This is a genomic window from Actinotalea subterranea, from assembly GCF_008364845.1.
Lineage (GTDB): Bacteria > Actinomycetota > Actinomycetes > Actinomycetales > Cellulomonadaceae > Actinotalea > Actinotalea subterranea.
Window position 1 is genome coordinate 547,984 of record NZ_VTTP01000003.1, and the last position, 21,274, is coordinate 569,257.

At 73.0% G+C, this 21,274-nt stretch carries 21 protein-coding genes; 8 read left to right on the forward strand and 13 right to left on the reverse strand.

Going from position 1 to position 21,274, the window contains the following annotated elements:
• The first annotated feature begins 35 nt into the window (after positions 1-35).
• Positions 36-2,003, forward strand: coding sequence for an NHL domain-containing thioredoxin family protein (locus tag FZ988_RS08435; RefSeq protein WP_149203544.1), 1,968 nt, complete (start codon positions 36-38; stop codon positions 2,001-2,003).
• 127 nt (positions 2,004-2,130) lie between these two features.
• On the opposite strand, the gene FZ988_RS08440 is transcribed toward FZ988_RS08435, so the two are convergent.
• A complete protein-coding gene (locus tag FZ988_RS08440; RefSeq protein WP_149203545.1) occupies positions 2,131-3,105 on the reverse strand; it encodes a helix-turn-helix transcriptional regulator in 975 nt (324 codons plus the stop codon).
• Positions 3,106-3,185: 80 nt separating this feature from the next.
• Between FZ988_RS08440 and FZ988_RS08445 the strand changes: the two genes are divergently transcribed.
• Positions 3,186-3,920: an alpha/beta fold hydrolase gene (locus tag FZ988_RS08445; RefSeq protein ID WP_149203546.1), complete on the forward strand. Its 735-nt coding sequence runs from the start codon at positions 3,186-3,188 to the stop codon at positions 3,918-3,920.
• Between the two features lie 93 nt (positions 3,921-4,013).
• On the opposite strand, the gene FZ988_RS08450 is transcribed toward FZ988_RS08445, so the two are convergent.
• The 3 genes from FZ988_RS08450 to FZ988_RS08460 form a co-directional block, all read right to left on the reverse strand.
• The gene (locus FZ988_RS08450) at positions 4,014-4,514 is read right to left on the reverse strand and encodes a CinA family protein (protein ID WP_149203547.1); all 501 of its coding nucleotides are present in this window, start codon (positions 4,512-4,514) and stop codon (positions 4,014-4,016) included.
• A 307-nt stretch (positions 4,515-4,821) separates the two neighbouring features.
• The gene (locus FZ988_RS08455; RefSeq protein WP_149203548.1) at positions 4,822-6,300 is read right to left on the reverse strand and encodes an amino acid permease; all 1,479 of its coding nucleotides are present in this window, start codon (positions 6,298-6,300) and stop codon (positions 4,822-4,824) included.
• Positions 6,301-6,331: 31 nt separating this feature from the next.
• Entirely contained in the window at positions 6,332-6,931 is a 600-nt protein-coding gene (locus FZ988_RS08460; protein WP_149203549.1) for a TetR/AcrR family transcriptional regulator, read from the reverse strand.
• A 55-nt stretch (positions 6,932-6,986) separates the two neighbouring features.
• On the opposite strand from FZ988_RS08460, the gene FZ988_RS08465 reads away from it, so the two are divergent.
• Positions 6,987-7,514 (forward strand): DinB family protein, encoded by a 528-nt coding sequence (locus tag FZ988_RS08465; protein ID WP_149203550.1) that lies wholly within the window; start codon positions 6,987-6,989, stop codon positions 7,512-7,514.
• A 694-nt stretch (positions 7,515-8,208) separates the two neighbouring features.
• Here the strand turns inward: FZ988_RS08465 and FZ988_RS08470 are convergent.
• Positions 8,209-9,450, reverse strand: a complete 1,242-nt coding sequence (locus FZ988_RS08470) for a GGDEF domain-containing protein (RefSeq protein WP_149203551.1) — start codon at positions 9,448-9,450, stop codon at positions 8,209-8,211.
• 98 nt (positions 9,451-9,548) lie between these two features.
• On the opposite strand from FZ988_RS08470, the gene FZ988_RS08475 reads away from it, so the two are divergent.
• Entirely contained in the window at positions 9,549-10,313 is a 765-nt protein-coding gene (locus tag FZ988_RS08475; protein ID WP_149203552.1) for a copper homeostasis protein CutC, read from the forward strand.
• A 164-nt stretch (positions 10,314-10,477) separates the two neighbouring features.
• Here FZ988_RS08475 and FZ988_RS08480 read toward each other — a convergent pair whose 3' ends face one another.
• On the reverse strand, positions 10,478-10,843 hold the full coding sequence (locus FZ988_RS08480) for a winged helix-turn-helix transcriptional regulator (RefSeq protein ID WP_223145063.1): 366 nt from the start codon (positions 10,841-10,843) through the stop codon (positions 10,478-10,480).
• Between the two features lie 141 nt (positions 10,844-10,984).
• Here FZ988_RS08480 and FZ988_RS08485 point away from each other — a divergent pair, with 141 nt between their 5' ends.
• Together FZ988_RS08485 and FZ988_RS08490 are read left to right on the forward strand one after the other, a co-directional pair.
• Positions 10,985-11,392, forward strand: a complete 408-nt coding sequence (locus FZ988_RS08485; protein ID WP_149203554.1) for a RidA family protein — start codon at positions 10,985-10,987, stop codon at positions 11,390-11,392.
• Between the two features lie 45 nt (positions 11,393-11,437).
• Entirely contained in the window at positions 11,438-12,037 is a 600-nt protein-coding gene (locus FZ988_RS08490) for a class I SAM-dependent methyltransferase (protein WP_149203555.1), read from the forward strand.
• Positions 12,038-12,101: 64 nt separating this feature from the next.
• Here the strand turns inward: FZ988_RS08490 and FZ988_RS08495 are convergent, their stop codons facing one another.
• The 6 genes from FZ988_RS08495 to FZ988_RS08520 form a co-directional block, all read right to left on the reverse strand.
• Positions 12,102-12,665, reverse strand: coding sequence for a DUF6318 family protein (locus tag FZ988_RS08495; RefSeq protein WP_149203556.1), 564 nt, complete (start codon positions 12,663-12,665; stop codon positions 12,102-12,104).
• Positions 12,666-12,821: 156 nt separating this feature from the next.
• Positions 12,822-13,352, reverse strand: coding sequence for a DinB family protein (locus tag FZ988_RS08500; protein ID WP_149203557.1), 531 nt, complete (start codon positions 13,350-13,352; stop codon positions 12,822-12,824).
• Between the two features lie 205 nt (positions 13,353-13,557).
• Positions 13,558-14,430, reverse strand: a complete 873-nt coding sequence (locus FZ988_RS08505) for a PKD domain-containing protein (RefSeq protein ID WP_223145064.1) — start codon at positions 14,428-14,430, stop codon at positions 13,558-13,560.
• Positions 14,427-15,011: a DUF6318 family protein gene (locus FZ988_RS08510; protein ID WP_149203558.1), complete on the reverse strand. Its 585-nt coding sequence runs from the start codon at positions 15,009-15,011 to the stop codon at positions 14,427-14,429. Before FZ988_RS08510 ends, FZ988_RS08505 begins: the two co-directional genes overlap by 4 nt.
• An 81-nt stretch (positions 15,012-15,092) precedes the next feature.
• Entirely contained in the window at positions 15,093-15,614 is a 522-nt protein-coding gene (locus FZ988_RS08515) for a hypothetical protein (protein WP_149203559.1), read from the reverse strand.
• 135 nt (positions 15,615-15,749) lie between these two features.
• Positions 15,750-16,112: a nucleotide pyrophosphohydrolase gene (locus tag FZ988_RS08520; protein WP_223145065.1), complete on the reverse strand. Its 363-nt coding sequence runs from the start codon at positions 16,110-16,112 to the stop codon at positions 15,750-15,752.
• Positions 16,113-16,316: 204 nt separating this feature from the next.
• Here FZ988_RS08520 and FZ988_RS08525 point away from each other — a divergent pair, with 204 nt between their 5' ends.
• Positions 16,317-18,176: a DUF2075 domain-containing protein gene (locus FZ988_RS08525; RefSeq protein WP_223145066.1), complete on the forward strand. Its 1,860-nt coding sequence runs from the start codon at positions 16,317-16,319 to the stop codon at positions 18,174-18,176.
• 55 nt (positions 18,177-18,231) lie between these two features.
• On the opposite strand, the gene FZ988_RS08530 is transcribed toward FZ988_RS08525, so the two are convergent.
• Entirely contained in the window at positions 18,232-18,540 is a 309-nt protein-coding gene (locus FZ988_RS08530) for a type II toxin-antitoxin system TacA family antitoxin (protein ID WP_149203560.1), read from the reverse strand.
• Positions 18,541-18,663: 123 nt separating this feature from the next.
• On the opposite strand from FZ988_RS08530, the gene FZ988_RS08535 reads away from it, so the two are divergent.
• Positions 18,664-21,249: a helicase C-terminal domain-containing protein gene (locus FZ988_RS08535; protein WP_149203561.1), complete on the forward strand. Its 2,586-nt coding sequence runs from the start codon at positions 18,664-18,666 to the stop codon at positions 21,247-21,249.
• The last annotated feature ends 25 nt before the right edge of the window (positions 21,250-21,274 follow it).

Consider the following 21,274-nt stretch of genomic DNA (forward strand, 5'->3'; position numbering starts at 1 on the left):
AGCGTCGGGGCGGCCCGGCCGACGGACAAGCGGGCATGCGGTGCCGCCGGCTCGTGTTCACTACACCTGTGACCCAGAGCAGCACGCGTCTCCCGAAGGTCCGCGCCTCCGAGCTCGTCGGCCGCGGGTGGCTCAACACGGGCGGGCGCGACGTGACGCTCGCGGACCTGCGCGGCAAGATCGTCGTGCTCGACTTCTGGACGTTCTGCTGCGTCAACTGCCTGCACGTCCTCGACGAGCTGCGTGAGCTCGAGGAGCAGCACCGCGACGTGCTCGTGATCGTCGGGGTCCACTCGCCGAAGTTCGTCCACGAGGCCGACCCGGTCGCGCTCGCGGCCGCCGTCGACCGCTACGAGGTGCGGCACCCGGTCCTGGACGACCCGGAGCTGACCACGTGGTCCGCGTACTCGGCGCGCGCGTGGCCGACGCTCGTGGTCGTCGACCCGGAGGGCTACATCGTCGCGCACATGGCGGGCGAGGGGCACCGGCACAACCTCGCGGTCCTGGTCCGCGAGCTCGTCGCCGAGCACGAGGCGAAGGGGACCCTGCACCGCGGTGACGGCCCCTACGTGCCCCCGCCCGCGACGTCGTCCACGCTCCGCTTCCCCGCGAAGGCCGTGCGCCTGCCGAACGGGAACCTCCTGGTGGCCGACGCCGGTCACCACAGCCTCGCGGAGCTCGCGCCCGACGCCGAGACGCTCGTGCGGCGCATCGGCTCCGGGGAGCGCGGGTTCGTCGACGGCGAGCTCGACGAGGCCCGTTTCAGCGAGCCCAACGGCCTGACGCTCGTGCCCGAGGGGCGGCGTGCGGAGCTGGGGTACGACGTCGTCGTCGCGGACACGGTCAACCACGCGTTGCGCGGCGTGCGGCTCGAGGACGGGACGGTCCGGACGCTCGCGGGCAACGGGCAGCAGTGGATGGTGGGGGCGGCGGACAACCTCGTCGAGGGCCCTGACGCGATCCCCGCGGGCGTGCAGTACACGGGCCCGGCGCAGACCACCAAGCTGTCGTCGCCGTGGGACGTCGTCTGGTTCGAGCCGCTCGCGGCGTTCGTCGTCGCGATGGCCGGCAACCACACGCTGTGGACGTTCGACCCTGAGGCGCGCGTGATCAGCCACCTCGCGGGCACCATGAACGAGGGACTGCTCGACGGCCCGGTCGAGGACGCGTGGTTCGCGCAGACGTCGGGCCTCGCCGTCGGGCCCGACGGGCGGCTGTGGCTCGCGGACTCCGAGGTGTCGGCGCTGCGCTGGGTCGACTCGCCGCCCGGGAGCGCCGACCTCACCGTGGGCACCGCCGTCGGTGCCGGCCTGTTCGACTTCGGCTACCGCGACGGTGCCGCCGACCAGGCGCTCCTCCAGCACCCGCTCGGTGTCGCGGTGCTGCCCGACGGATCGATCGCCGTCGCCGACACCTACAACGGTGCGGTCCGGCGGTACGCACGCGCGGACGGGGGCGCCGCGGGCGTCGGCGAGGTCACGACCCTGGCCCGGGACCTCGCGGAGCCGTCCGGCCTGGTCGTCGAGGCGCACGACGACGGGGCGATCGACCTCCTCGTCGTCGAGTCAGCGGCGCACCGCCTCACCCGCGTGCGGCTCCCTGCCAAGCTCGCGGGCGAGATCCGCGACGCCGGAGCCCACCGCACCCGGCGGCCCGTGTCCGAGATCGGCTCGGGGGACGTGCTGCTCGACGTGGTCTTCACACCCGCCGTCGGGCAGAAGTACGACGACCGGTACGGCCCGTCCACGAGGCTCCAGGTGTCGGCCACACCCCCGGAGCTCCTGCTCGACGGCGCCGGCGACGACATCCCGCTCGAGCGCGCCCTGCGGATCAACCCGGCCGTCGCCGAGGGGGTGCTGCACGTGACCGCCCAGGCGGCGTCGTGCGACGCGGACCCCGCGATCGAGTACCCGGCGTGCCACCTCAACCAGCAGGACTGGGGCGTCCCCGTCCGGGTGGTCGACGGCGGTCCGACGGTGCTCACGCTGCCGCTGCACGGCTGACCGGGGCGCCGCCGCGGTCGTCGACGGCGGTCCCGCGACGCTCGCGCCCAGCTGCCCAGCTGCCCAGCTGCCCGGCTGAGCACGCCGACGCAGCGCGGCGCCGCGTCGCGACGACGGACGGCCGGCGTCACGGCTGGGCTTCTCCCGGTAGGCGTTCTGCGGACTCGGCGAGCCGGGCGGCCAGGCCCTTGACCTCTCCGCGCAGCTCGTCGGGCCCGTGGATGGTGAAGGGCCACTCCAGGGAGGCGAGCAGGTGGGCCATGCCGTCCAGCCGTTCGGCACGCGTGTGCAGCAGGACGCCGGTGGGCTGGGCGGTGAGCGTCACCGCGGCGCGAAGCAGGCGGCGGGCGACCTCGTCGAGCGGTCCGTGGATCGTGACCTCAACCCGCCAGCGGTAGGACCCCTGCCCGAGGGTCGACGTCAGGTGGTCCACGGGGTCGAAGCCGTCGGGCACGGTGAAGGCGCCGACCCGGGGGGTGACGGAGGCGATGCGGTCGATGCGGAAGCTCCTTAGGTCGTCGCGCAGGTGGTCGTGCCCGACGACGTACCAGCGGCCCGTGTGGAACACCACGCCGTAGGGGTCGACGTCGCGCTCGGTGTGCTCCTCGCGTGAGGACACGTGGCTGATCCCGACGGTCGCGCGGGCGCGGGACGCCTCGGCGAGGGCCAGCAGCACGCCCGTCCCGGGCGCCTGCCCGGGCACGGTGCTCGCGGTGAACGACAGGGTCTCCCGCATGGCGGCGAGCGGCTCGCGCAGGGCCTGCGGGAGCACCCGCTCGATCTTGGCCATGGCGCCCGCGCCGGCCGGTGCCGCGGTCTCCATGCCCAGCCGCTCGGCCGCGAGCAGGCCGAGGACGACGGCCAGGGCCTCGTCGTTCGTGAGGACCAGCGGGGGCATGCGGTAGCCGCGGGCCAGCCGGTAGCCGCCGTAGCGACCTCGCTCCGCCTCCACGGGGATGCCCAGCTCCCGCAGGTGCGCGGTGTACCGCCGGACGGTGCGCACGTCGGTGCCCAGCCGCTCGGCGAGCTCGGCACCGGTGAGCCGGACGTTGGACTGGAGCAGCTCCAGCAGGGTCAGCACGCGGGTCAGGGGATGCGACATGGATCACTCTGCTTGTGAGGGCGGATTCTGTCCTGTATCGACTTTACGCTCCCCACAACACCTCACCTCAGGGAGATCACATGGCCACCTTCGTCCTCGTTCCCGGCGCCTGGCTCGGCGCATGGGCCTGGGAAGACACCGCCCGGGCGCTCCAGGATCGCGGTCACACCGCGTTGCCGCTGACGCTGACCGGCCTGGCCGAGCGCGCCGACCAGGGCGGCCCGCAGACGGACCTCGAGACGCACGTCGCGGACATCACGGGCCTCGTCGAGGAGCACGACCTGCGCGACGTCACGCTCGTCGCCCACAGCTACGCGGCCGCCCCGGTCACCGGCGCTGCGGGACGCCTCGGCGACCGGCTGGAACGCGTCATCTACGTGGACAGCGCCCCGTTCGCCCCGGGCATGTGCATGCTCGACCTCATGCCCCCGCAGGCAGCGGACCAGCTACGCCAGGAGGCCGACACCTCCGGCGACGGGTGGCGGCTGCCGATGCCGCCGTTCGACGTCGTGGGCCTGTCCAGCAGCCTCGACGGCCTCGACCAGGGTGCCCTGGACGTCCTGCGCTCACGTGCCACGCCTCAGCCGTTCGGCACCTACACCCAGCGCCTCGCTGGCTCCGTCGAGCTCGACGCCGGTGTGGACCGTGTGCTGGTCGCGTGCCACGACTTCGCCGGGCTGCTCGACGCCGGGGTGCCCATGCTGGCCTACCTGAACGAGGCGCCGTGGCGCCGCCTCGACCTGCCCACCGGCCACTGGCCGATGCTGTCGGCCCCCACCGAGCTCGCCGACGTGCTCGACAGGGCCGTCTCCTGACCGTCGCGTCGACAGGCGCTGCAGGAGGAGGGCGCTGCGAACGGGGCCCGCCTGGTGGCCGCACACGGCTACGTCGGCCGCGTGCACCGTGGGCTACAGGGCGCCCGCCGCGGCGTCGTGCAGGAGGGCGAGTGCACGCTCCGTCGTGGCGGTGAGCACCTCCGCGGGCGAGCCGGGGAAAACCTCCTTGACGGTGTGCTCCCCGCCCGGCGACACGACGGCGAACCACACGGTCCCGGCGGGCTCGCCCTCGTCGGGCTCCGGTCCGCCGACCCCGGTCATCGCGACGCAGAGCTCGGCGCCGAGCAGCTCGGCCGTGCGGCGGGCCATGAGGACGGCGCACTCCCGCGTGACGACGGGCCCGCGCGGCACGTCGAGCAGCGAGAACTTCACCTCGGGGGAGTACGCCGCGATGGTCCCGCGGTACCAGGACGTCGCGTCGGGTGCGGCGGCGAGGACTGTCCCCACGGTGCCGGCCGTCAGCGACTCCGCCGTCGCGACGTGCCATCCGCGCTGGGCGACGGCGGCGGCGAGCCCCTCACAGAGCTCGGCGGCGGCCGCGGTCGCCTCGACGGCGGTGCTCAGGTGGGACATGCCCCCAGGTTCCCCGATCCGCAACGCCCGCGCACCCGCAGCGCCCGCGCACCCGCAGCGCCCCCCGCGCACCCGCAGCGTCCCCCGCGCACCCACCACCTCGCCCGGGCCCGCCGCGCCGGCGCACCCACAACGCCCGACGCCCTCGCCCGGGCCCGCGCCGCCTCCGTCCCCTCCCTGACGGCGAGATCGCACATCTGCACCGAGACCGTCCGTGCGCGAGTGCGACCTCGGTGGGAATGTGCGACCTCGGCGGGCTTGGCGACCCCGGCGGCCGGCGGCATGGGACGGGCGGAGCGCGCGGGGACTATCTGGGGGTGGGGGTTGCCTTGCGGGCGGAGCGGGCGCGCAGCAGCTGGGTGAGGAAGAAGATCCCGGCGACGACGGCGAACAGCAGCGTCGTCGACAGCGCCTGGGCGCGTGCGGCGCCGTCGGTCAGCATGAGCGCGACCAGGCCGGCGAGGAGCGCGAGCGTGAACCAGCTCAGCCACGGGAACCCCCACATGCGGACCGTGAGGCGCCCGGCGGTCTCGAGGCGGCGCCGCAGCCGGATCTGCGAGACGGCGATCATGACCCAGATGCCGATGAGCGACGCCCCGACCGCGTTGAGCAGGATGCCGAGCAGACGCTCGGGCAGCAACCAGTTCAGCAGCACGCTGACCAGCGCGAACACGATGGAGACGAGCACCGCGACGACGGGGATCTCGTGCCGCGAGACCCGCAGGAGTCCCCGAGGCCCGTCACCGCGCTGGGCCAGGGAGAACGCCATGCGCGACGTCCCGTACACGTTCGCGTTGAACGCGGACAGCAGCGCGACCACGACGACCACCTCCATGATCGCCGGGAGCGCTGGCAGCTTCGCGAGGCCGAGCACGGCGACGAACGGGCCGGCGAGCAGCTCGGGCGAGTCCCACGGCAGCACCAGGACCATGATCGCCACGGAGCCGATGTAGAAGAGCAGGATGCGCCACACGATCGACCGGGCGGCCTTGGCGATGCTGCGCTCCGGGTCGTCGGACTCCGCGGCCGCGATGGTGATGATCTCGATCCCGCCGAACGCGAAGACGACCACGAGCAGCCCGGTCGCGACGCCGGCGATCCCGGTGGGCGCGAACCCGCCGTGGCCGACGAGATTGCTCACCCCGACGGGGTCGGTCCCGGGCAGCACGCCGAGCGCGAGCAGGGTCCCGACGACGAGGAACACGACGATCACGGCGACCTTGAGGGCCGCGAACCAGAACTCGAACTCGCCGAAGGACCGCACCCCGAGCAGGTTCACCGCGGCGAAGAACAGCACGAGGACGAGCGCGATCACCCACGGCGGCACACCGGGGAGCCAGCCGTTGATGATCATCGACGCGCCGGTGATCTCCACGCCCAGCACCATGATCAGCGTGAACCAGTAGACCCAGCCCAGCGTGAACCCCGCCCAGCGGCCGATCGCGACCTCGGCGTACGTCGAGAACGAGCCGCTCGACGGCACCGCCGCGGCCATCTCGGCGAGCATCCGCATCACCAGGATCACGATGACCCCGGCGATCGCGTACGAGAGCAGGATGGCGGGCCCGGCCGTGCGGATGCCCTGCCCGGTGCCGAGGAACAGGCCGGCACCGATCGCCGAGCCGAGCCCCATCATCGTCAGGTGCCGCACCTTGAGGCCGTGCCCCAGGCGTCCGGACGGTTCGACGCCCGACGCCCCCGCCCCGTGCGTCGAGTCGCCGTCGTCGGGCGCGACGTCGTCGGGCGTGCTGGACGTGGTGGGGCCGGGCGGGGGCGTGCTGCTCACCGCACGAGGGTAGGGGAGCGGGAGGGTGCTCTCAGACCGGGAGCCGCGCCCCGACCGCGCGCAGCAGGAACGCCTCGGTGGCCTCGATCGCGGGGTCGCGCGAGGGCCCGCCGTCCGGCACGGCGCGGCTCGACAGGCACGCGTTGACGAGCCGGACGGTCGTGTCGACGGGCTGCTCCTCGAAGGCGCCCGACGCCATCCCGGCGATGAGGATGCGACGCAGGATTCCCTCGACGAGCTCGGCGTGGTCACGCAGCCGCGCCTGCGTCCCGTGGGAGAGGACGCTGCGCAGATCCGGCCCGGGCGCGAGGTGGTAGACGCGCTTGAGGCGGGCGCGCTGGCGCACGTAGGTGCGGAGCTGCTCGATCGGGTCGACGACGCCGTCGAGCGCGCGCTCGAGCGTCGCGACGTACTGCTCGGTCTCGTGCATGATCAGGGCGATGAGCAGGGACTCCTTGTCCCTGAAGTGGTTGTAGACCGCGGTGCGGCCGATGCCTGCGGCGTTCGCGATGTCCGCGAGGGTGATCGAGTCGAACCCCTGCTCGGTCATCAGCGCCGTGAGGGCGGCGAACAGCTTCTGACGAGTCTGCTCGCGGTGCTCCGTCAAGGAGCCACCGATGATCTTCGGCATCCGACCATTGTCCCACCGCTGACGCCCGGTGTCCGGGGCCGTTATGGTCGGCGCCATGACGGACGACGCGATCGTGCCCGACACCAAGGACTGGACGTGGGTGCTCCGGGAGCGCTGCCCCGAGTGCGGGCTGACCTCCGCGGACGTCGACGTGCGCACCCTCCCGGCGGCGATCCCCGTGCAGGCGACGCACTGGGAGGCGGTCCTGAGCCGCCCGGAGGTGCGGGTGCGTCCGGCGCCGGCGGTGTGGTCCCCGCTCGAGTACGCGTGCCACGTGCGTGACGTGTACCGGCTGTTCGACCAGCGCGTGCACCTCATGCTCGACGAGGACGAGCCGACGTTCGCGAACTGGGACCAGGACGAGACCGCGGTCACGGGCCGCTACGGGGAGCAGGACCCGGCGACGGTCGCGGTCGAGCTGCGCGAGGGTGCGGAGCGGATCGCGGCGACGTTCGCGCAGGTGCCCGACGACGCGTGGGCGCGCCGCGGGTTCCGGAGCAACGGCGACGACTTCACGATCGAGACGCTCGCGCAGTACATGGTCCACGACGTCGTGCACCACCTCCACGACGTGCGGGGCTGACCCCCGCCGACGGGTTGCCGCGCCCCGGTGCGGCCGCCGAGCACCCTCAGGATCACCCGAACGGCGGGCGTCCGCCGCGGCGTCGTGCACATCTTTCGTCCACAGGCCTGTGCGCCATCCCCCGTGTGAGCGCGGCTGGCTGTGGACGAACCTGTGGGTCAAGAGGTGGACAAAAGTGACCCGCGTCACGGTCTTGTGAGCCCCATCGGCTGGTACTAGACATGAGCCAACGGCAAGGACGGAACAGCCGCACCGACCGGGGAGACCCGGGAGGACCCGACCAGGACGACCCTGGGAGGAACCGATCGGGGAGACCCGCGAGGAACCGACCAGCAGAAGCCGGGACCCGGGGCGACGCACCGCACCTGTCGGCTGACCGGAGAACGAGGGACCATCTCGACGGGGCAACCCGAAGAGCCGCGGATGACGCCGCGGGTGTCCTGACGTACCGGGAAGCGTGATCGCTGGGTCACGAGCGCAGGGGCCGCTTCGGCGGCGCCGACGTGACAGGCCCACCGCACCGTCGGAGCGGGGTCGGCGGAACCGGGCAACCGGATCCGTGACCGCTGATCACAGCAAGGCCCCTCGGACGCTTACTCCGAGGGGCCTTTGCTGCGTCTCCAGGGTACGAGCCACCCGGTGACGTCCGCGCGAGCGACACGCGGCGCCCGGATGAACACTGCGCCTGTGGTGCCTACGAGCGCCCGGACCCGACCGACTCCAGGTCCGGGTCGTCGGGGCGGCGCGCGTCGGCGGGCTCGCCCCGTCCGCGGGGAGGCCGCGGCCGGCTGCGGGTCTGGGGCTGGCCGTGCGGGATCTGGTGGCCGTGTGTGCTCTGCTGGCCGTGCGGGATCTGGTGACCGTGCGGGCTCTGCTGGCTCGGGCGGGTGGCGACGGCGTCCCTGCCGGCCAGCTTGGCGTCGTAGAGGGCGGCGTCGGCCGCGGCGTACAGGTCTTCCCACTGCCCGTGCCCGACGTCGACCTGCGCCGCGCCGACGCTGACGGTGACCGCGACGGGTCCGGCGGCCGTGTCGACGGGGGCGCGCCGCACGGTCGCGTGCACCGCGCGGGCCCGCGCCGCGATGTCCAGGGACGGGCCTTGGAGGAGCACCGCGAGCTCGTCGCCGCCGAGCCGCGCGACCGTGTCCGAGGGGCGCACAGCCGCGCTGACCAGCCCCGCGACGTGCACCAGCACCGTGTCGCCGATCGGGTGCCCGTGCGTGTCGTTGAGGCCCTTGAAGTGGTCGACGTCGACGAGGAGGAGCCCGACGCTCGTGGCCCGCCCGTCCTCACGTGGGACCGAGCGCGCCGGGTCGAGGAGCTCGCGCGCCGTCTCCACGAGCTTGCGCCGGGTGACCAGGCCCGTCAGGCCGTCGACCCACGCGAGCGTGTGGAGCCGGTCCATCAGCCGCTCCTGCCGTGTCACGCCGCTCACGAGGACGGTGGTGAGCATCACGAGGGCGGTGCCCACGAGGAGGAGGTCGGCGAGGCTGTCCGGCGAGGGGAGGAGGACGGTCGTCACGATGCCGCCGCCGACGACGGCGAGGCCCGTGACGAGCCAGGCGACCCGCCGACGGAAGTGCGCGGCCGCGAAGACGACCGGGTAGAGGAAGCCGTAGAGGCCGGCGGCGCTCGCGTCGCGGTTCGCGAGGCAGGTCGCGGAGACGAGCGCCACGCCGAGGACCGCGAGCCCGGCGAAGAGCCAGCCGGGCACGCGCTGCGGGTCGCGTGCGCACACGCCTGCGACGACCAGGATGACGAGCGCGCCGCCGATCGCGAGGGTGCTCGTGGCGAGGGTTGTGCCAGGCCGGGCGGAGGCGTGGGCGAGGATCTCCCACCCTGCGGTGACGACGGTGGCGATCGAGGCGACGACGAGGAGGGTCCGTGCGGTGGCGGCACGGTTGCGCGGCTCTGCGGCTTCCCGCCAGGTGGCCATCCGGTGATGATCCACCTCCGCGGCAGTGACGACCCGGGACCTGCGGTCGTGCTGCCGTGCCTGAAGTGATCCGGCGGCCGCTGCGGGAGACTGAGCGGATGGAGCAGCGCACGGGTCGGCGTGACGGCGGGCGGACGGTTGCCGTCGAGGTCTGCCTCGAGGACGTCGGCGGAGCTCAGGTCGCGGAGGCCGCCGGCGCGGATCGCGTCGAGCTGTGCGCCGCCCTGAGCGAGGGCGGGCTGACGCCGAGCCTCGGGTTCGTCGAGGCGGTGCTCGACGACGTGCGGCGGGTCGCGGTGCAGGTTCTCGTGCGTCCGCGCGGCGGTGACTTCGTGGTCGACGACGCCGACCTGGCCGTCATGGTCGCCGACGTCCACGCGTTCGCGCGCCTGCCTCGCGCCGTCGAGCTCGGGTTCACGGTCGGCACCCTGACACCCGACGGGCGCGTCGACGAGCGCGCGCTGGGCCGGCTCGTCGGGGCCGCTGACGGCCTGCCTGTCACGTTCCACAAGGCGTTCGACGCGGTGCCGGACCGGTCCGCGTCTCTCGAGGCGCTCGTCCGGCACGGCGTCGGGCGGGTCCTCACGTCCGGCGGAGCGCCCGATGCGCTCGCCGGTGCGGACGCGCTCGCAGCGCTCGTCGAGCAGGCCGACGGCCGGGTCGCGGTCATGGCCGGCGGCTCGGTCCGACCGGCGAACGTGGCGCGCGTCGTGGAGCTGACCGGTGTGCGCGACGTCCACCTGCGGGCCCCGCGCGAGGTGCCGAGCCGGAGCACGACCGGGCCGAGCGCCTACGACGACGGGCGGCGCACGGTGACGTCCGGGGAGCTGGTGCGGGACGTGGTGGCGGCGCTCCGCGCCTGACGCGCGGCGGCGGAACACCTGTCGGGCGCGACCGTCGGGCGACCCGGCTGTCGGGCGACCCGGCTGTCGGGCGACCCGGCTGTCGGGCGACCCGGCTGTCGGGTGATCCGACCGTCGGGCGAGCGACCCGGCTGTCCGCCGACCCGAACCGTCCGCCGGTGACCTCAGGCGTCGAAGCGGTGGCGGGACGCCTCGATGGCGTGCAGGTGCGCGTGCGTCCAGTCGCACATCGCCTCGACGGTGACGAGCAGCGCCCGGCCGGCCGGGGTCAGCGCGTACTCGACGCGCGGCGGCACAGTGGGGTGGACGGTCCGGTGGACCAGGCCGTTGCGCTCCATCATGCGCAGGTTCTGGGTGAGCATCTTGTGGCTGATGCCGTCGACCATGGTGTGCAGCTCGCTGAACCGCAGGGTCCGCTCGTCGAGCACCGCGATGATCAGCAGCGCCCACTTGTTGGCGAGGTCGCTGAAGATCTCGCGGGCGAGCGAGTCTGCCCGCAGCAGATCGGCGTCGTCGATCTCATCCCTCACCTGCGTGCTCACCATCGGGTTCCCCAGTCACTGGAAAGTGCGTTCTTCCACGTCAGCGGTCACTCTCCTACGGTTCTTCAGTAACCACAAGAGAGCGCGCGGGCGTTCCTGTCCGCGACGCCGAGCCAGGAGGACAACCGAATGACCATCACGCTCATGAACCCCGCCGGTCTGCCCGAGGTCGACGTCTACCGGCAGGTGTCGGTCGCGACGGGGTCGCGCCTCGTCTTCATGGCCGGTCAGGTCGCGTGGGACGCCGACGGCACGACGGTCGGCGTCGGCGACCTCGCCGCGCAGGTCGAGCAGTGCTACCTCAACGTCGCGACAGTGCTCGCGGGCGTCGGTGCGACGTTCGACGACGTCGCCAAGGTCACGGTCTACGTCGTCGGCTGGACGCCGGACATGATGCCGCTGTTCCTCGAGGGGGCAGCGCGTGCGGCGACGCGACTCGGCGCGACGCCCGTGCCGCCGGCGACCCTCATCGGGGTGGCGGCGCTTGACATCCCTGAGCACCTCGTCGAGATGGAGGCCGTGGCCGTGCTCGACTGACTGCCCGGGGGTCCCTCGACTGGCCGGGGGTCTACCGTGTCGGGGATGAGAGCGAACGAGCCGCACCCGTTCGCTGCGCGGTGGAACCACAACACCCACTACTTCCCGCTGCTCGCGTCCCGCATCCCGCCGTCGGCCGATCGTGTGCTCGACGTCGGGTGCGGCGACGGGATGTTCTGCCGCTTCGTCGCCGACGAGGGGCGCGCGGTGGTGGGGATGGACGTCGACGTCACGCTCGTGCCCTCGCCATCGCGCGGGGTGGGGTACGTCGCGGGGTCCGCGGACGCGCTGCCCTTCGCCGACGCGAGCTTCGGCGCGGTGACCCTCGCCATGGTGCTGCACCACGTCGTCGCTGACCGCGCGCTCGCGGAGGCGGCTCGCGTGCTGCGGCCGGGCGGCGTGCTGCTGGTCCTCGGCTACGGCCGGTTCAGCGGGTGGCGGGACGTGCTGCCCGAGGTGCGTGACGTCGTCGTGCACCGGGTGGTCTCGCGGCGGATGCAGGGGTGGGACCCACCGACGGCGAAGGCGGAGCCGTCGGGCACCTGGGCGCAGGCCCGCGCGACGGCGCACGCGGTGCTGCCGGGCAGCACGTACCGGCGTCTGCCGATGTGGCGGTACGTGGTGGAGTGGCGCAAGCCTGGGTGACGGCGCGCGGTGGACGTGGTGGCTGGTGGGCGCGGCAAGCGTTGACGCCGGACCGTGCTCACGGTCAGGCGACCCACACTTCGCGTACGGACCACGTGCCGCCCTGCACCGTCAGGCGGAGGGTCACGGTGACGCGATCACCGTTGGTCACGAGCAGGGCGTCGCCGGTCGGTGACCTCTGCGTGGCGGGCGCCTCGTCGACGATGCCCGTCAGCGTGAACTCACCCTGCGGCGAGCTGGCGCTTGGGACGAGCTTGACCCTGGTGCCGCCGCCCTCCACGCGGTTGCCGAGTGCGACCAGCGCCTCGACCTCCGCGATGACCTGCGTGCAGAAGACGCACTCGGGATGGCTGAGCGCGCGCCACTCGGTGAGGTCACCGGTGGCGTACGCGTAAGGGAAGAGCTCGAAGACGTAGACGCCGACCGCCTCGGCGGTCTTCCCATCGACCCGACCCGTGTCCGGCCGCTGGGGCGGGCTAGTGACGTCGCGGATCGGCGGCAGCGTGGGGTTGGGGGCCGACGACGCGTCGGGCACCGGGGTCGCGGCCGGCGACGCGGAGGGCGCCGCCGTGCGCCCCCTCGACGGCGTGGCGTTGTCGGCCGCGCCTCCGCAGCCTGCGATCAGCATGACTGCGAGCACTGTGGACGTGGTTGTCAGCATTCCCCTGCGCATGCGGCCGAACGTAGCCAGGCGTCGGGTCGGTCGGGCCGGGGGACCCTGACGCCTGTGGACGACGTCGGTGCCTGTGGGTAGTCGGGGTGCGGGGCCGGCCGGGGCCGGTGGTCACTCGCCGGTGGCGCCGTCGATCGACTCGCGGATGAGGTCGGCGTGCCCGTTGTGCCGGGCGTACTCCTCGATCATGTGGAGAAGGATCCAGCGCAGGCTGTACTGCTCGCCCGTGCGTCGGCTCGCCGTCACGGAGAGGTGGTCGAGGCCGCCCTGGCTGAGCGCCTCGTCGATGCCACGACGGGCCTGCGCGACCGCGTCGTCCATCAGCTGACGCAGCTCCTCGGGAGTGTCGTCGTTCGCGGAATGGAGCTCCCAGTCAGGGTCGGCGTCCCAGTCCGCGGAGTCCCACGGTTCCCCCATCGGCTGGCCGTGGAGCACCTCGCTGATCCAGCTCACCTCCACCAGGGCCAGGTGCTTGAGCAGTCCACCCAGCGTGAGGGTCGACGGGGGATGGGTCCGGCGCAGCTGGTCCGCGCTGAGCCCGTCCACCTTCATCCGGAGGGTGTCCCGGTGATAGTCGAGGTAGGCCACGAGCATCGTGGCCTCGTCCGCGGCCAGGGGCGGGTCGGTTCGCTCGATCGTCATCGGTCCAAACGTAGCCACCGAGCCCGGGTCAAGGCATGCCGATTCCGGGTGCGCGCGAGGTGAGGCGGCCGTCGCGGGGTGAGGTCGCCGTTGTGGGTCGAGGCCGCCGTCGTGAACCGAGGTAGCCGGTTCGGACCGGCGCTCTCGGTCTCGGGGGGCGCTCTCGCGGTGCCGGGTCTGGCGGTCGGGCGGTGCAGGGGCGGTGTCAGCAGTTGTGGGTGGTGCAGGTGTCTTGGACGAGGTGGGTGGGGGCTTCGACGGTGGTGATCGGGGCCGAGGTCGTGGTGGTGGTGGCGGTGCCGTTGATGGTGTGCCAGGTGGGGTCGTCGGCCAGGGTGTAGCGGCCGGTGTAGGTGGTGGTCAGGGTGATGGTCCAGGTCCCGACCTTCGTGTAGGGGTGGGTGACGTCGTGGTCGGGGTAGGGGTGGCCGGGGCTGGTGGTGGTGATGGTGGTGCCGTCGCCGAAGTCCCACGTGTAGGAGGTAGGTGTGGCTTCGACCTGGACGGGGACGCCGAGGAGGTCGGTGGTCAGGGTCTGGGCGGGGGCCTGGGTGTAGGCGATCGCGGGCATCGTGACCAGGTGCTCACCCGTGGCGGGTTGGATGCCCAGGACGGGTGGGGCCAGGGGTAGGCGGCGGAAGTCCTCCGCGGTGAAGACCGGGGTGTAGTCGGCGGGGCAGGTCCAGCCCATCACGTTGCGCCACGGCCCCCACGCCGTCGTCGCGGTGGCGCGTTCGCGCATCCACAACGGTTGGACGGGTTCCTCACCCTCACAGCCGGGCAGGGCACTGAACTCCGCCGGCGAAGACACCGGCAAGCACACACCACTACCGGCCTCCGTCCCGACCGCCGACGGATCACAGTCCGCCATCCGCTTGAACTCCCGCAGGCGGACGGCGGGATCCGTCGCTGCCGCCTCCGCCTCGGCTCCCGCGGCCGCATGGGCGTTCATCTCCACGGCGTCGTCCTTGGCCTCCCCGCCGATGTGAGGCGGACCGGCGTACGCGGGCGTGCCCAGAAGGACCACCAGGGCGACGACGGCCGCCGACAGCCCCGCGCCGCGTGTACGTGCGGTCAAGCGACTGAGGTCTCGAAGTCGACTCCCCGAACCGTCCACGATCCACCCTGCGCCAGCACGACGACGGTCAGTGCGTAGTCGCCCGGCTCGGAGGCGCTGATGACGTTTCCCTTGGTGTCGTACTCGTGTCCTGCGTCTTGGGTAGCGGACGCTGTGACGGAGAAGTGGCCGGTCGTCAGCTCGGCGACGGCAACGTCCCGAACGGTCAAGATGCCGCCGTCCGCGCGGTTCCCGTTCGCGCTCATCTCCTCGACGTTCGAGACGACGCTCGCGCAGAACTCGCACTCGGGGTGGCTCAGGGCCCGCCACTCGGTCAGGTCCCTGGTGGCATACACGTACGGGTAGAGCTCGAGGAAGTAGGTCGCGACCGCCTCGGCGGTGGCGTCGTCAACCTGGCTCATGTCCGGCCGCTCGGGCGGGATCGCAGCCTCGGGCGTCGGCGTCGGAGTAGGGGTCGGGCTCGGCGTGACAGACGGGGACGGCGGCTCCGTCGTCGGCGGATCACCGGCCTGACCGGTGCAGCCCACCGTCAGCATGACGGCGAGCACCGCGAACGTGAGTCCCAGCTTCCCCCTGCGCACGCGCCAGAACCTAGCGTGAACCGGGCATACCGGTCAGTCGATCCAGCCACCTGTGGACGACGGCCGACGTGCCAAGCGCGGTCAGCGGTCGGGCAGGAGCGCGGCCGACGCGAGCGACAACGCGCCCATCAAGGCGCCGGCGACCACACCGATCCGCGCGTGCGGGTGGCCGACTCCACGGGAGCCGAGCCGTTCGCCGAAGCGGTAGATGCCGCGCTCTGCCGCGACGGTGCCGACGGCGATCCCGGCGAGCGCCGCGACCCCGGCGGTCACGAGGGCGACCTGACGGGCCGACGGGAGGCGTCCGTCGGTCTCGCCGTCGGCGCTGATCGTCGAGGCGTCGAGCACGGGAGCCGTGCCGGTCAGTGCGCGGATGCGACCGAGGGCGTCGTCGGCGCGGCTCGGTTCGTCCTGGGCGGCAGCCTGTGCGGTGGCCCGGGTGGCCTGCGCGCTGGCGATCGCCAGGACGGGAACCATGAGCCCGGTCTTGGCGACGGCCCGGCCGCGACGCGTCCCGACGGCGTCGGGCAGCGCGTACCAGGCGAAGGTGACGGCCGCTGAGACGAGAGCCTCGGCGGCGTCGAGACGGGTGATCGTGCGCATCGTGTCCCCCCAAGGTGGTCGTCGTCTGCCGGGACAACGGGGTAGGGAGGGTCGGGGTTCCCGCTCGTCCCGGCCTGAGCACGGAGCGGGCGGCGTCAGCAGTCCCGCTTGCCCTGATGCGCGAGGCGGGGTCGGCTAGACCTTGTCGGGCGCGACCCCCCGGAACTCGTCGACCGGGAACCTGGTCAGCGACGCCGCGTGCTTGGTGCGTGCAGCCTCCATCAGGTCGATGTCGAGGACGTCGGCGAGCCGCACGAGGTACAGCAGCACGTCAGCGATCTCCTGGCTCACACGCTCCCGGCGGCCCGCGTCCTCCACAGCGGCGATCGCCGCATCGGCGGGCAACCACTGGAACAGCTCGGCGAGCTCTCCGACCTCGCCGACAAGGGCAAGGATGAGCGACTTGGGGTCGTGGAACGTCGCCCACTGGCGTTCCTCAGTCAGCTCCCGCATGAGACGGGTCAGCTCGGCGATCTGGGGCTCCGGCGTCGTGCTCACCACGTCACTGTGGCACGCCAGGCGACGGTGACTCATCGCTCGGCCCGTGTGCCGCGGCGCCGGTACGGGGGAAGCAGGCTAGTGTCCGCCGGGTAAGCGGGCCGACGGACTTCCGCCGCGCGTCCTCACCGGGCGCCACAGGACATGTCCCCTCCGCACGATCCTTCGTGCTGCCAGGGGACGACGTCGGTGGGCTTGAACCGGATGAGCGCTGCCGCGCTTGCGGCGATGACGGACAAGGACGCGACCGAGCTGGAGCGGGTCCTCGCGGAGCACTTCTTCGGCAGCGGCTGGGGCGCGCCGGGCGCCGGTGAGCGGCGTTCGTGGCGCAACAGCCTGCCCGTCCTCGCTCGGGACCTCCAGGACGCCGGCCTGGGCGGTGTTGAGGTCATCCTCGAGCACCGCCTGCCATTGAGCAGCAAGCGGGCCGACGTCGTGCTCGCCGGTGTGCACCCACGATCAGGGGCGCCGTCGTACGTGGTGGTCGAGCTCAAGCAGTGGGCGAACGCGCACCGCTGGGAGGACAGCGACACGCTCGTCGAGGTCGACGGCGCCCCCTACCGGCCGTCGCTGCACCCGGCCGTGCAGGTCGCCGGGTACGTGGACTACCTGCGGGACTTCACAGCCACGCTGTCAGAGGCGCCCGATGCCGTCACGGGAGTCGCGTACCTGCACAACGCCACGGACTACGGCATCGAGGACCTGCGCGTCATGCCCGCGGCCCAGGACGCACGCCTCGTCACCGGACAGCGTCGCGCCGACCTGCACGAGCTCCTGCGCTCACGCCTCGCGCCGGAGCCGGGGGCGGCCGCAGCCGACGAGCTGCTCGGCTCGGCCATCCGACCGTCGAAGCAGCTGCTCCGCGTCGCCGCGAAGGAGATCCGGGAACGGGAGCAGTTCGTTCTGCTCGACGAGCAGCGGGTCGCCTACGAGCTCGTGCTGGCCGCGGTTGACGGCGCGCGCCATGCCGACGCGAAGACGGTGATCGTGGTCGCGGGCGGACCGGGGAGCGGCAAGAGCGTGATCGCCCTGTCTCTGCTCGGAGAGCTCGCGCGGCAAGGCCGCTCCGTCCTCCATGCGACCGGCTCCAAGTCGTTCACCCAGACGCTGCGGCAGGTGGCGGGCAAGGGCTCCACGCGCACCAAGGACCTCTTCAAGTACTTCAACAGCTTCATGACGGCGGAGAAGAACGGCCTGGAGGTGCTGATCCTCGACGAGGCGCACCGCCTCCGCGAGAAGTCCGTCAACCGGTACACGCCCAAGCCGTTGCGCGAGAGGGCGCGCCCGCAGATCGAGGAGCTGCTCGACGCTGCGCGCGTGCCCGTCTTCCTGCTCGACCAGTACCAGGTGGTGCGCCCGGGGGAGATGGGCAGCGTGCCCGACATCGAGCAGGCTGCTGCCGCGCGTGGGCTCGAGGTGCGCCACGTCGACCTCAACGCGCAGTACCGGGCGGGCGGGAGCGAGAAGTACATCGACTGGGTTCTGCGGCTGCTCGGGCTGCGCGGGGACGGGCCGGTCGAGTGGCGCGACGAGCCGTACTTCAGCGTCGAGGTCGCCGACTCGCCTGCCGAGATGGAGGCGCGTCTGACCGGACTGCTCGCCCAGGGCTACGGGGCCCGTATGACCGCCGGGTACTGCTGGCCGTGGAGCGATCCGCGCATGGACGGGACACTCGTGCCCGACGTCCAGGTCGGCTCCTGGTCGCGACCGTGGAACCTCAAGAGCGACCGCTCGGTGGGCGGTGCGCCGCCCTCGTCGCTGTGGGCGACCGATCCTGCGGGCTTCGGGCAGGTCGGGTGCGTCTACACGGCGCAGGGCTTCGAGTACGACTGGAACGGCGTGATCATCGGGCCCGACCTGGTGTGGCGCGGCGACAGGTTGGTCGCGCGGCGCGAGCACAACAAGGACCCGGACTTCCGGAGCCGGGCGAGTGTCGATGACGCGACGTTCGACCGACTCGTCCGGCACGTCTACAAGGTGCTGCTCACGCGCGGGATGGTCGGGACGGTGCTGTACTCCGCCGACGAGGAGACGCGGGAGATGCTGCGGGCGACCGCGCGCTGACGACATCCGCCGAGTCGGGTGTGCGGACGCGGTCTGGCACACCCGACTCCGGGAGTCAGCGAGTTGGTACCTGGGTCCGCGTCGTGAACTGCGAGGTGCGGGCAGCACGAATGAGCGCGGCAAGCTCAGGGACAACGCGCGGCTCCGCATCCAGGGCGGCGTCGATCTGGGCTGCCTCTGTGGGCGTGAGCCGCATGACACGCTCCGTGACCAGCACGAAGCGCGCCTGATCCATCGCTGCGCCGAGCACGAAGGACCTCACATCTTGCTGCTGCGCTGCGGCGGCCTCGCGAATAGTCGCGAGGGCTTCAGGGGTGAGGCGCATGTTGAGGCGTGCGGAACGGTCAGTGGCAGAAGTGGGCATCGTGAGCGAACCTCCGTGCGCACACTGTACGTACGACGTGCGTACGGGGGCCGACCGGGTACCGGCCGCCCCGGCGTCCCCAGCCCCGTGCACGGACCACGCCCCTCCGGGCAGGATGGGCACGTGCCGACCGCAGACCTCCCCGAGTGGCTCGAGACGCTCGACGGTCCGGCCCTGGAGCACCTGGTCGTGCTGCGGCCCGACGTGCTGCTCGGCGCCCCGGTCCGTGACCTCGCGGACCTCGCCGACCGCCTCACCCACCCGGCGTCCGTCGCGACGGTGCTGCGCGAGCTGCCCACGCCCGCCCTGCAGGCCCTCGAGGTGATCACCGCTCTTGGCGCCGGCGCCTCTTCCGCCACGGTCGCGGCCCTCCTCGACCGGGGCGCGCGGAGCGCCGAGGACCACTCCGAGGCGGTTGCCGGCTGGGTCGAGCACCTGGTCGCCTGCGCTCTGGTCTGGCCCGACGGCGGCGACCGCCTACGACCGAACCCAGGGGTCCTCGTCGTCCTCGACACCCCGCTCGACCTGGGCGTCCCGGGCGTGCTGCTCGTCGGACAGACCTCCGCCGCTGAGCTCCATAAGGTCGCCCGACGCTGGGGGCTCGACGTGCCCAAGCGGAAGGCCGAGCTCGTCGACGCGGTGCTGACGGAGCTCGGTGATGCTGCCTTCGTCCGTCGCGTCGCCGGTGCGGCGCCGTCGGGCGTGACCGAGGTGCTCCTCGACCGGTCGGCTGCGGCCGTCGCGCGCATGGGGCGCGGCTGGTCGGCGCGCGGCCCGTACGGCGACGACGACACCGACGAGCCGGCCCTGCCCGCGTACCTGAGCAGCCCCGCAGCCTTCGGCCAGTACCGCGTCGCCGCCACCTGGGCGATCGACAACGGGCTCGCCTACGGCCCCCGGTTCGACCCGTACGACGCCCAGCTGCCGACCGAGGTCCTGCTGGCCCTCGCCGACCCCGGCGCACGGGCGCCGTTCGCGCCGGAGCCGCCCTCCGTTCCGACGGCCCCGGTGGCGCCCGAACGGGTCGCCGCTGAGGCGTCGTCGGCGCTCACCGAGCTCATGAGCACCGTGATGGCGGTGCTCGAGCACCTGTCGCGCACGCCCGTGCCGCTCCTGAAGACGCGCGGTGTCGGCGCCCGTGAGCTCACGCGACTGGGCAAGGCCGTCGGTGGCGCGGCGCCCGACGTCCGGCTCGCGCTCGAGCTGACCGCCCACGTCGGGCTGCTGCAGTCCGACGACGCAGGACGTCTCGGTGTCGGCGAGGACTTCGCGCGGTGGCGTTCTCAGGTGCCCGCGCGTCGGGCGGTCGACCTCCTGCAGGCGTGGGCCGACCTGCCGTACGCCCCCACCGAGGAGCGGGACGCGGACGGCAAGGCGATGCCGGCGCTGTCCCGCCTCGACGTGAGCGACGCCGCCGTCGCTGCCCGCGCCATGATGCTCGGGGTGCTCCAGGACCTGCCCGACGGCGCGGGCGCCACGTCGTCGGACACCGTCGCCGGGGCGGCGACATGGCGGCTGCCCGTCGTCGTCGGCGGGTCCGGGACGCACGCCGTGCGGCTCGCTCTCGCCGAGGCGGAACGGCTGGGCCTGGTCGCCCTCGGCGCGCTCTCCGCCGTCGGCCGCACGATGCTCGCCGGGGGTGGCGGCGAGGACCTGACCGCCGGGTACGCCGGGATGCTCCCGGAGGTTCAGACCCGCGCCGTCGTGGGCTCGGACCTGACGGTGGTCGTCATGGGCAGTCCGGCACCGGAGGTCGTCGACCTGCTGGACGCCGTCGCCCACCGCGAGGCACGTGGCCAGGCGTCGACATGGCGCATCTCCGCGGCCAGCGTCCGCGAGGCGCTCGACGCCGGGTACGAGGTCGACGACATGCTCTCGGCCCTGCGCCGCGTGGCGGGCGGCGACCTGCCGCAGGCGCTCGAGTACCTCGTGCACGACGTCGCGCGCCGCCACGGCCACATGAGCGTGCGACCCGCCGCGGCCGTCGTCCTGAGCCCTGACGAGGCCCTGACCGCGCAGGTCGCAGCCGACCGGTCTCTGCGTCGCCTCGGGCTGCACGCCGTCGCGCCGACCGTCGTCGTGGCGTCCGCGCCGGTCGCGGAGGTCCTCGCCGGCCTGCGCGCCGCCGGGTACCTGCCCGTCGAGGTCCAGGCCGACGGCGCTCCCGTCGTCGCGCTGCAGAGACTCGCCTCCCCCGCTGACCGGCAAGGTTCGCCCGACGACGACCACGCCGCACGCGGTGCGATGCACGAGGGCCCCGCGTCAGCCGGCGCCGATCCGGCCGCACCGGTGCTCGACGACGCCGACGCTGCCTTGTCCCGGTGGGCCGAGGACCTCGCGGACCTGGCCGACGCCGGGCCGCACAGCACCTACGCCCCGCCCGCCCCGGAGTCCCCGGACGCGCTCGTCTCGCGGCTGCTGCGCGGTGAGGCCCCTCCTGTGCGCGACGACGTCACCGAGCTGGAGCGCGTCCTCGCGCACGAGGCGACCCGCTTGGCGCCGTTCGAGGTGCACCAGCTCGCCCACGCCGTCACGCACGGCCTTGCCGTGCGGATCCGCTACCGGTCCCGGACCGGGGGCGTGACCGTGCGCATGGTCTCCGACCTCGAGGTGCGCCACGGCTACCTCATCGGGTGGTGCCACCTTCGCGAAGACGCACGGTCGTTCGTGCTCTCGAGCATCCTCGGCGTGATCGCCGAACCGGGCTGACTGCGCGGGGTCGGGCACCCGCCGC

Coding starts and splice junctions, on each gene's coding strand:
- FZ988_RS08500 (WP_149203557.1), bottom strand. CDS start 13,352: ATGACGATCGAGCGAACCGACCCGCCCCTGGCCGCGGACGAGGCCACG.
- FZ988_RS08530 (WP_149203560.1), bottom strand. CDS start 18,540: ATGCCCACTTCTGCCACTGACCGTTCCGCACGCCTCAACATGCGCCTC.
- FZ988_RS08460 (WP_149203549.1), bottom strand. CDS start 6,931: ATGCCGAAGATCATCGGTGGCTCCTTGACGGAGCACCGCGAGCAGACT.
- FZ988_RS08465 (WP_149203550.1), top strand. CDS start 6,987: ATGACGGACGACGCGATCGTGCCCGACACCAAGGACTGGACGTGGGTG.
- FZ988_RS08490 (WP_149203555.1), top strand. CDS start 11,438: ATGAGAGCGAACGAGCCGCACCCGTTCGCTGCGCGGTGGAACCACAAC.
- FZ988_RS08475 (WP_149203552.1), top strand. CDS start 9,549: ATGGAGCAGCGCACGGGTCGGCGTGACGGCGGGCGGACGGTTGCCGTC.
- FZ988_RS08445 (WP_149203546.1), top strand. CDS start 3,186: ATGGCCACCTTCGTCCTCGTTCCCGGCGCCTGGCTCGGCGCATGGGCC.
- FZ988_RS08450 (WP_149203547.1), bottom strand. CDS start 4,514: ATGTCCCACCTGAGCACCGCCGTCGAGGCGACCGCGGCCGCCGCCGAG.
- FZ988_RS08435 (WP_149203544.1), top strand. CDS start 36: ATGCGGTGCCGCCGGCTCGTGTTCACTACACCTGTGACCCAGAGCAGC.
- FZ988_RS08470 (WP_149203551.1), bottom strand. CDS start 9,450: ATGGCCACCTGGCGGGAAGCCGCAGAGCCGCGCAACCGTGCCGCCACC.
- FZ988_RS08525 (WP_223145066.1), top strand. CDS start 16,317: ATGAGCGCTGCCGCGCTTGCGGCGATGACGGACAAGGACGCGACCGAG.
- FZ988_RS08440 (WP_149203545.1), bottom strand. CDS start 3,105: ATGTCGCATCCCCTGACCCGCGTGCTGACCCTGCTGGAGCTGCTCCAG.
- FZ988_RS08485 (WP_149203554.1), top strand. CDS start 10,985: ATGACCATCACGCTCATGAACCCCGCCGGTCTGCCCGAGGTCGACGTC.
- FZ988_RS08495 (WP_149203556.1), bottom strand. CDS start 12,665: ATGCTGATCGCAGGCTGCGGAGGCGCGGCCGACAACGCCACGCCGTCG.
- FZ988_RS08515 (WP_149203559.1), bottom strand. CDS start 15,614: ATGCGCACGATCACCCGTCTCGACGCCGCCGAGGCTCTCGTCTCAGCG.